The sequence below is a fragment of the Bradyrhizobium sp. Leo170 genome, from assembly GCF_004296405.1.
Lineage (GTDB): Bacteria > Pseudomonadota > Alphaproteobacteria > Rhizobiales > Xanthobacteraceae > Bradyrhizobium.
The window spans coordinates 22,206-31,553 of the sequence record NZ_PSRR01000065.1; the positions used below are offsets into that span (position 1 = coordinate 22,206).

At 62.5% G+C, this 9,348-nt stretch carries 8 protein-coding genes and 1 other RNA gene; 2 read left to right on the plus strand and 7 right to left on the minus strand.

Translation table 11 applies throughout. From position 1 onward, the window contains the following. Positions 1–237 precede the first annotated feature (237 nt). Both CWO89_RS47870 and CWO89_RS14095 read left to right on the plus strand, forming a co-directional pair. Positions 238–810 (plus strand): hypothetical protein, encoded by a 573-nt coding sequence (locus tag CWO89_RS47870; RefSeq protein WP_245476174.1) that lies wholly within the window; start codon positions 238–240, stop codon positions 808–810. Positions 811–1,082: 272 nt separating this feature from the next. Continuing rightward, the gene (locus tag CWO89_RS14095; RefSeq protein ID WP_130579350.1) at positions 1,083–1,832 is read left to right on the plus strand and encodes a response regulator transcription factor; all 750 of its coding nucleotides are present in this window, start codon (positions 1,083–1,085) and stop codon (positions 1,830–1,832) included. 17 nt (positions 1,833–1,849) lie between these two features. Here the strand turns inward: CWO89_RS14095 and CWO89_RS14100 are convergent, their stop codons facing one another. The 7 genes from CWO89_RS14100 to ssrS form a co-directional block, all read right to left on the minus strand. Continuing rightward, complete coding sequence (locus tag CWO89_RS14100) at positions 1,850–3,250, minus strand: HlyD family type I secretion periplasmic adaptor subunit (RefSeq protein ID WP_245476176.1); 1,401 nt, start codon at positions 3,248–3,250, stop codon at positions 1,850–1,852. A 20-nt stretch (positions 3,251–3,270) separates the two neighbouring features. Further along, the gene (locus CWO89_RS14105) at positions 3,271–5,025 is read right to left on the minus strand and encodes a type I secretion system permease/ATPase (protein WP_130579354.1); all 1,755 of its coding nucleotides are present in this window, start codon (positions 5,023–5,025) and stop codon (positions 3,271–3,273) included. Between the two features lie 122 nt (positions 5,026–5,147). Beyond that, positions 5,148–5,606, minus strand: a complete 459-nt coding sequence (locus CWO89_RS14110; RefSeq protein WP_130579356.1) for a hypothetical protein — start codon at positions 5,604–5,606, stop codon at positions 5,148–5,150. A 173-nt stretch (positions 5,607–5,779) separates the two neighbouring features. Then, positions 5,780–7,216, minus strand: a complete 1,437-nt coding sequence (locus CWO89_RS14115; RefSeq protein ID WP_130579358.1) for a hypothetical protein — start codon at positions 7,214–7,216, stop codon at positions 5,780–5,782. 203 nt (positions 7,217–7,419) lie between these two features. After that, positions 7,420–8,244 carry a TIGR00282 family metallophosphoesterase gene (locus CWO89_RS14120; protein ID WP_130579360.1) on the minus strand — a complete coding sequence of 275 codons (825 nt, stop codon included), beginning with the start codon at positions 8,242–8,244 and terminating at the stop codon, positions 7,420–7,422. 6 nt (positions 8,245–8,250) lie between these two features. Next, a complete protein-coding gene (locus tag CWO89_RS14125) occupies positions 8,251–8,826 on the minus strand; it encodes a 5-formyltetrahydrofolate cyclo-ligase (RefSeq protein ID WP_130579362.1) in 576 nt (191 codons plus the stop codon). A 181-nt stretch (positions 8,827–9,007) separates the two neighbouring features. Then, positions 9,008–9,168: non-coding RNA, 6S RNA (ssrS, locus tag CWO89_RS14130), on the minus strand. Positions 9,169–9,348: the final 180 nt, after the last annotated feature.

Consider the following 9,348-nt stretch of genomic DNA (forward strand, 5'->3'; position numbering starts at 1 on the left):
CAGAGCGCAGATCCTGATCAAACGTCCCACGGATCTTGTGCAGCAGATCATGCGCTTTGTGCCTGCTCGCTCCGGACATATGTCCTCGCCGCGTTAACCATGCAGGAGCGCGGCTGAACAATGGTTCGACGCTTAATGCGCGCTTAACGCTTTTGCGGGACACATAGAGGATCAGCGCAAAATCAAGTCGCAAGAAGTGCGAGTGGAAGTCTGCCCTACCCCGAGGAGGGGGATTGCATGGGACTGCTTCTCATTGGCTTGGTGGCAGGAATGCTGATCGGCTATGGCATGCCTGTGTCCACCCAGGCGAACTTGCAGATGTGCGGGTCGAAAATCTGTTTCGATGGGAGCGCGCCTCCTGCAACGGAGCCGAAGGCGAGCGCGCCCACGCCCAATGCTGTGGCGAAGACAACGAAGGCTGCAACGGCGACGAAGCCCGACAAGCGATCACCACCCCGCCGGGACACACGGGTCGCGCGTGGCAAGAACCCGCCGCCGAAGGCGATGGCGGACCGCGCCCCCGCTGCTGAGACGTCCGAGGCCGTCCTGGGCAAGGCGAAGATGTCGGTCGCCGCAAAAATGGAAAATCCGGAGTCGGCCGAGTTCACCGACGCGAAGCGGGCAATCAGGAAGAATACGCTGGGGCGGCGGGTGGACACGATCTGCGGTCATGTCAGGGGAAAAAAGGCGTCGGGCGAGGACACCGGGGAGAAGCCATTTCTGTATCTCGTGAAGGAGGATGACGTCTACGTCGTCGACGGCAAAGCGGACTCAGCCGCGGCGATCGCATATCGGAATATTTGTAACTGAGGCGTGACACCGGGAAAGCGGATACCGGTGACCTACATGCGCGCTCGATCGGCGAAAGGCTTATGCCATGGGCCGGTTGCGCGACGCTAGATCATGACCCGATTAGACGGAATCGGATCATGATCTCATCTCTTGTTTGAGCATGATCTTCCTGCGCAAACGCTTCGCGTTTGTCGCGGGGGAAAACCGGTTTCCACTTTTCCGGATCATGCTCTAGTCATTGGCATGGAAATGATTGGGGTAGGGCAGCAATTCCTTCAATTGGGGATATTATGGACGACCTTGTCTCTGCTGCAGAGCGGCTCAACGGATCGCTGCCGTTGCCGGTCCTGCTCATCATCGATCCGCTCACGCTGGCGCGGACCTGCATTCTGCACATTCTCAGGCAGGAGCTGATCGGATTCGAAATCGTCGAAATGGCCACGACCGACACTCTCGGCTGCGCGACGGGACGAGACGTTCGGCTGGCGACGCTCAGCATCGGGGACAAGTCGGTGGCTGATCCCTCCGTCGCCGGCGATCTCGCGCTTCTCGCCGATTGCTGCCCCAACGCCTCGATCGGCATCTTCTGTAACCGGGACGACGAAGCCACCGCGCTCGCGGCCCTGCATCGGGGCATCAGAGGCTTCTTTCCAACCTCGATCCCGGTCGAGCTCGCTGTCGCCGGCTTGCGTCTTGTTCTCGCCGGCGGGGTCTACAGGCCGCTTTCAATTGAAGGGCAGGACGGGTCCTCTAGCTGCGAGCCGATCTACCCTGGCCCGTTGGCGCCGATATATCTGGCGAACAAGGAGCAGATCGAATTCACCCCTCGCGAGCAACACGTGCTGGCGGAATTGGAACTCGGCCTGCCCAACAAGCTGATCGCCGCCAAACTGAAGCTTTCGGAAAACACGGTGAAGATGCACATTCACCACATCATGCGGAAATGTGCCGCTCGCAATCGCACCGAGGCAGTGCTGCGCTGGCGCGCAAGATCGACCGGTCACCGTGGACCGGAGCCCGGTGCATTCTCGTCATCCTGATTTGGCTGTCCCGCAGCTCAATCTTCGCTGAAGGCGGTGTGGAAGCTGTCGAGCAGGGGCCTCAAAGCGTAGATCGCCACGGTGCCGCGCCCGGTTGTTATGAACACCTGGGCCGGCATTCCCGGAATGATCTTCAAGCCATTCTCGACGATCTTGGAATCCTGGACGCGGATTTTCGTCGCGTAGTAGGGCTGGTCGGTGCGCTTGTCGAGCAGGCGGTCGGCCGATACATGCATCACCGTTCCCTTGAGACGCGGGACGCGACGCTGATTGTAGGGCAAGAGATGCACGTCGGCGTTCAGCCCCGGATGAACCACGTCGATATCCTCCGGCTTGAGGCGTGCGATCACGACCAGCCTGTCCTGCCGGGGCACCAGATCCATCAGCGGAGCGCCGGCCCCGACAACACCGCCCGGCGTATGAACCCGCAGGTCGGTTATCACCCCGTCCTCGGGTGCCTTGACCTCCGTTCGGGCCAATTGGTCCTGCGCCGCCAGCAATTTTTCGCGCAGTTGAAATCCCTGGTTCTGCGCCTCGCGCAATGACTGTGCGATCTCGTTCTGCCGGTCGCTTTCCAGCTTCAGGAGCGTCGCCTGCGATTCGCTGATCACCTGTTTGGCGCGCGAAATATGCGCAATGATCTCGCCCCGCCGTCCCTCGATATCGGCCAGCTCCCGCTCAAGGTTCAACAGGCGCGGACGGCGCTCGAGTCCCTTGTTGACCAGGATAGTCACCATGTCGAGCTCTTCGCGCACGATCGCGGCGCGCTGCGCCACCGCGTCCTCCTGCGCCTTGAGCCCCTCGATCTCCTTTGCGACCTGAAGCCGTTTTTCCCTGAGGATGGTCGCCTGGGACTGGAACACCTGCCGGCGTGTTTCAAAGATGTTTTGCTGTGCGGTCAGGACGGAATCGACCGAACCGCTCGTGCTTCGGATCCTGTCGAGCCAGACCGGAAACGAGATCAGCTCCTGCCCCTGCTGCTCGGCCAGAAGCCTTGCCTCACGCGCGGCCGCATCCCACAACTGCCCCTGCAGGCTTTGCACCTCGGCGCGAGCCCTGGTGTCCTCGAGCGCGATCAGCGTCTGTCCCGCACTCACGGCATCGCCGTCGGCAACCAAAATTTTCCTGATGATGCCGCCCTCGAGGTGCTGGATCGTCTTCCGGCTCGATTCCGATTCGACCACGCCGGACGCGATCGCCGCGCTTTCAAGCGGAGCAAAGGCCGACCAGATTCCCAGACCCAGCACAAAGCCGACGACCAATAGATTGCCTGCCAGGGTGACGCGGCCGAGCCTGTAGCGCGGCGAGGCCTGCGTCGGCTCCGCGCACCACGGAAACTGCCGCCGCTCGAATTCGTCAATCGCTGTGATCACCACCCCGGTCTCGCGCTTCGGCAGGATGGCGGGTGGTAACCGCACGAGGGCTCGTAGATTTGCGATCACGGGACAGCCGTCTCCTGCGAAGCTACTTGAGAAGCCACTTGCGGCCGGCTCAAATGCCGCTCGAAGATGTCGTCGCTCTCACCGAACGCCGTGACGGCGCCGTCCTGCATGATAGCGATCTTGTCCGTCGCCGCGAGGATGCCCATCCGGTGCGTGACGATGACCACCGTGACGCTGGCGATCTTCAGTTGTTCGATGGCATCCAACAGCACGCGCTCGCCGGTGTAGTCCAGGCTGGCATTCGGCTCATCCAGCACGACCAGCCGTGGCTCTCCGAAAAATGCCCGCGCGAGCCCCAGGCGCTGGCGAAATCCGCGCGAGAATACGCTCCCACCATTGGTGACAACCGTGTCGTATCCCAGCGGCAGCCGCAGGATGCTCTCATGGATCCCGGCGAGCTTGGCGGCATGCATGACCTTTGGCAGATCGGCGTCGTCCAGCCGCGCGATGATATCCTTGATCGTTTCTCCGACGAGATCGATATCCTGAGGCAGATAGCCGAGGTAACGGCCCTGCCGCCCTCCGCGCAGGACCGAGATGTCGGTCTCACCGAGGAGGACGCGCCCCTGCCCCGGCAACAGGATTCCGGCAATGATGCCTGCGAGCGTGGACTTGCCGGAGCCGGACGGACCGATGATGCCGAGGCACTCTCCGCGCGCGAGACGGAACGAGACGGTCTTGATGGGAAACCACGCGCCTTCCGAAACCTTCGCGCCGATATTGTCGATGATAAGATCGCCCCTCGGCTGTTCCGGCGGACAGTCCGTGTTTTCTGTCGTAGGTGGAACGGCGGCAAGGACATTGGTCAGCCGCTGATAGGCATCCAGCGCTCTCTTCAGCGCCTTCCAGCTTGCAACGGCGCCTTCGACCGGCGCCAGCGCGCGGCTGAACATCAGCATCGTGACAAAGATGATCGCCGCGCTCTTGCCGTGGTCGAGGACGAGCCACGCGGCGGCGCCCATGATGAGGACCTGCGCCAGCGAACGCGTCGGCTTGGCGATCAGCATGATGATCTCGTTCCGCCGCTGTGCCAGGTCGTACTCGCTTTGCGCATGGCGCGCATCCAGGTAGACGCGGCGTGCCACGTCGTCGAGCATTCCCATGCTGCGGATCAGGTGAACGCTGCCGACCACCGTCGCAAGGCGGCCGTAGCTTCTGGACAGGGCAATCGCGGATTTCGCCAGCGCGTTTTCGGTGAGGAGATCGCCGACAACCGTGAGGCCGAACAGAAACAACACGCTGCAGGCGCCAATGCCTCCAAGCAGGGGATGCACGAAAAACAGCACGGCGAGGAACGGCGGGATCCAGAGCGCATCGAGCAGCGTCAGGGACGCGCCGGATTCAACGAACTGACGCACGGCCGTGAGATCGCGATAGGCATCCGAAGCGCGCGCTGAATCGTTGCGGAAAGCATGGTCGAGGCAGGCGGAGAGCACGGTGGGACGAAGCCGCTCTTCCAGCCAGGCACCCAAGCGCCCCAATACGGAGCGACGTAGCGCGTCAAGCACCCCGCCCACCACGACCGTGAGCGCAACGATCAAAGTGAGCAACAGGAGCGTTTCATTGCTCCGGCTCGGGAGCACGCGGTCGTAGATCTGGAGCAGATAGATCGAGGGAGCGAACAGCAGCAGATTGTAACTGCAGCTATAGGCGAACACGATCCCGAGCGAGCCTGCGCAGGTCCGCAGCGCCGCCTGCAACGGCGTCCAGGGCGTCTGCAGCAGACTTAACCGAAGCAGCGGCACCAGCATGATCGTCACCGCCAGAGCTTCAAGGCTTGACCTTTTGCGCGGATCGTTTTGCGGGAGATCTGAGGCCGGCGGCACGGACCGCCGGCCTCAGCCGCCTCAATGAGGCCGCTGATCAGAACGTACTAACCAATATGGACGTCAACGTCGCCGCCCATGCCGAGGTTGTCACTCCCGCCATCGCCGCCGATGCCCGCGGCGACTTCCTGATGCATGTCCGCCTTCAGGTAGTTCGACTGATGCGCCGTCGTGTTGGCATACACCTTGGAGGTGTCGTACCCGCTGGACGAGCTCTGATCGCCGTTCGACTTAGCGTCTCCGCCATAAGCCTTCGAGTACTTCGACGCCTTCGCGTCGCCGGCGTCGGCATCCCAGGATGCCTTTTGACTGACGTAATCGCCGGTCTTGACGTGCACGTCAGAGCCTTCAGCCTTGTTCGATGGATCGAACTTGATCGATGGTGAATTGCTGATGCTTCCCTTGAAATAGCCGTCGCCGCCGTTTCCGACGCTCTGACCGCCCGTGTCGATCGACTTGAAATCGATCGAATCGGACACCTTGAAAAATCCCTTGCCTTTCGACATTTGAGCCTCCGTGGTGAGTTTACCTCGCGCGACATTCCTCCCTGTCCTGGAAGCGGATGCGCGATGCGAGTTTGTCTCCCGTCGACGTGCGCGCGATAGATGCCAAATGGGATGTCATTCGGTTCAGCAGACTACGCCCGAAAGGATTACATGCCCTGTCGAAATTCGGCGCCCTATCCGATCAAATGAAGATCGGACAACAGATGCATCGCGACATCGCCGCCCAGCGCAAGATTGTCGTGACCGCCGTTCCCGCCGATTCCAGCGATCTGAACCGTGCTCTGATCGATATGGACATTGTTGATCTGGTCCGCCTCGGCTGTCGAATGCGGCCCGGCGATGGCGATGTTGATCGGAGCATAGATCGCGACGCTGACGTCGATGAGACTGCCGGAGAAGTGGCCGCTGCCTCCATTGCCCGCGCTGTTGTGTCCGGTTGCGATCGCATCCGAGCCGCCGCCGAGGAGTGCAGAGATGATCCCGGCGCTGCCGCCCGCCGCGACATTGCCACTGCCGCCGTCGCCCCCGACACCGGCCATCTGGAACGAGGACTGATCCAGATGCACGTCGTTGAGCTGGTACACCTGGCTGGTGGAATTATATCCCGCGACCGAGATGTTGACGGGATCATAGACGGCGACGGACTTGTGGACGAGGTCACCATGAAATTGCCCGTCGCCGCCGTTGCCGGCCTGATTGCCGCCGGTGTCGATCTGGTTCGCGCCGCTTCCACCGCCGCTGGATTGACTGTGCACGGATACATCGCCGCCGCTGGCGGCATTGCCGTTTCCGCCCTGCCCGCCGATCCCCGCGATCTGCAGGGCGGACTGATCGATCTCCACCGTGTTCGACTGGCTGGCGTGCGCGCTGCCACCGGGAGCCGCAAACGCGAAGTTGACGGGATGGTAGATGACAACGGGCGCGTCCAGCAGCGTTCCAAGGAAATGACCGTCGCCGCCGTTACCGGCGTGATTGTCGCCTGTCGTGATCCCGCCGGAGCCGGAGGAAGAGAGGTCGACGTTTCCGCCGGCGGCAATGTTGCCGTCGCCGCCATGTCCTCCGATGCCCGCCATCTGCAGGGCGGACTGGTTGATATTCACATCGTTGGTCTGCTCAGCGATGGCGATTGAACCATATCCCACGGATACCGCGATGTTGATCGGCTGATAGATCACCAGGGAGGCATGAATGATGCCGCCATAAAAAAATCCGTCTCCGCCGTTGCCGGCCTCGTTCGCCCCCGTATCGATTGTCCCGATGTCGCTTTTGCCGGAATTGGATTGGTGTGCGGGAATGCCGCCGCCCGCCGCGTTGTCGCCGCCGCCATTGCCGCCGAGCTGATCGGCCTGCGCCTTGTTGGGCTGGTGGACATCCGCGTTGCCATGAAGGCTGCCGCCTCCATCTCCAGTCGAATCGAGAGACGTGACGGACGCATGAGAGGGCGAGCCGAACGAGGAGCCGCCGGCGTCGCCATGGCCATCGGTCGCGAGATGATGCAAACGAGCCGGCGAGAACTTGGTACCATAGCTGCTGCCATCTCCATCATCCCAGGGATAATGGAGCGGCTGATCATGCAGCCGGATGCTGTCCGACATCCAATCGAACTTCATAGTCGCCTCCCTGGCCGGGATCGCTCCGCGCAATGCGACGGACCCCTCCCGACCGTGAGGCAATGTCACGCCGTATGCGTGAAAAGCCGAGCCATCAATTCGGATGCAACATTTCGGGTGAGATCGTACAAACGAAATCAGGTCGAAGAGGCGGTATCGCGCACGTCAGCGCGACCCGTTCGCAGTCGACGCGCGGTTCCGAATTAGCTCACCCAAAACCCCGGCACGGCCGGCTCGAGCCGACCACCGGCGCGTACCGGCGCAACGCGGAGCGCAAGGCCGGTGGCGTCGTCGGTCTCGACCGCAACCCCGCTCAGCGTCGCTTCGCCGGCGGCCGGCTCAAAGCGGCCGGAGGGGATGCCGGTCTGGAAGCGCTGCAGCGGCTCTTCCTTCTGCATGCCGATGATGGAATCGTAATCGCCGGTCATGCCGGCGTCGGTCATATAGGCGGTGCCGCCGGGCAGCACCTGGTGATCGGCGGTGGGCACATGGGTGTGGGTACCGACCACGAGGCTGACGCGGCCATCGCAGAAGAAGCCCATGCCCTGCTTCTCGGAGGTGGCCTCGCCGTGGAAATCCACCACGATCGCATCCGCCGCCTGCCGCAGCGGACAGGCCTCGAGTTCGCGCTCGACCGCGGCGAAGGGATCGTTGGAGGGCTCCATGAAGATGCGGCCGATCGCGTTGATGACGAGCGCACGCTTGCCGTTCTTTGTGTCGACCAGCGTGGCGCCGCGGCCCGGCGCGTGGCGCGGAAAATTCAACGGGCGGATCAGGCGCGGGGCGCGCTCGATGAACACCAGCGCTTCCTTCTGATTCCACGCATGGTTGCCGAGCGTGATGGCGTCGGCCCCGGCATCCAGGAAGTCCTGGTAGATCGCCTCGGTGATGCCGAAGCCGCCGGCGGCATTCTCGCCATTGACGATGACGAGATCGAGCGACCAGTCACGGATCATGCGGGGAAGATGTTCTGAGATGGCGGTGCGGCCGGTCTTGCCGACCACATCACCGACGAAGAGAATACGCAAATCAGGCTACTCCCGGAAATCGAACGTCTTGCGCTCCGTTAGCACATAATCAAGCGCGACGTCGTGCGACAAAGCCGGAACCGCCTTGATTTCCTGCACTGCGAAGGCAAGCCCGATGCCGATCACGTGCTTGGCCTTGCGCAGATGGGTGAAGGTGAAGTCGTAATAGCCGGCGCCATAGCCGATCCGGTGGCCGATCCGGTCGAAGGCGGCGAGCGGCACCAGCATGATGTCGGGGACCAGCTCGGCCGCGGCCGGCGACGGCTCGGGGATGCCGAGCGCGCCAAGCGTCAGCCGGTCGCCTTTGGCCCAGGTGCGGAATAGCAGGGAGTGGCCGCGCGCAGTGACCGCCGGCAGCGCAAGCTGCGCGCCCTGCGCGGCAAGCGCAAGCATCAGCGGCATCGGATCGATCTCGCTGCGGATCGGTGAATAGCCGGAGACGACCGTGCCCGGGGCGATCTCAAACGGCAGGCCGCGCTTGGCCATCTTCGCAGCGGCCGCAGTCCGCTCCTCTTCGCTCAGCGCATCACGTCGGGTGAGCGCAGCGCTGCGGAGCTCAGCCTTCGGAGAGATGGCGCGCATGCGATTACCCCTGTTGCGCTGTCATCATCCGCGCAGGCGGATGATCCAGTATTCCAGAGACGTTGGTACTTTGACGGCGAGGCCGCAGCGTACTGGATACCCCGCCTTCGCGGAGTGATGACATCAATACACAACCTAACCGCCGCGACACGACGGCCGGCATCAACAGTAAAAAACAGAGCGCGAAGCCGCAGAGGCCGTTGAAGCGTTCGATCCCGGAGTTCCCTACGAAAGTAGGTGGGCACCATATGTCCGGGTCCACGGACCCGGCCAGGGACAGTTCCCTAAAGGATCGATAAGGCCCCGGGGATATATAGCTCCTGACGCGCAACGCAGCTTCGCAGGGGTAATGTAGCGACGACTGCGGCGTTCCGCCAGCGGGAAGGAGAAAACCTCCGTCGTCCCGGACAAGTGAGCGCAAGCGAACGCCGATCCGGGACCCATAACCACCGCTGCTGGGGCATAGGCGGAGCTCGGGCCACAGTCAGCCATAACAACAAAGGCCTGTGGTTGATGGGGTGG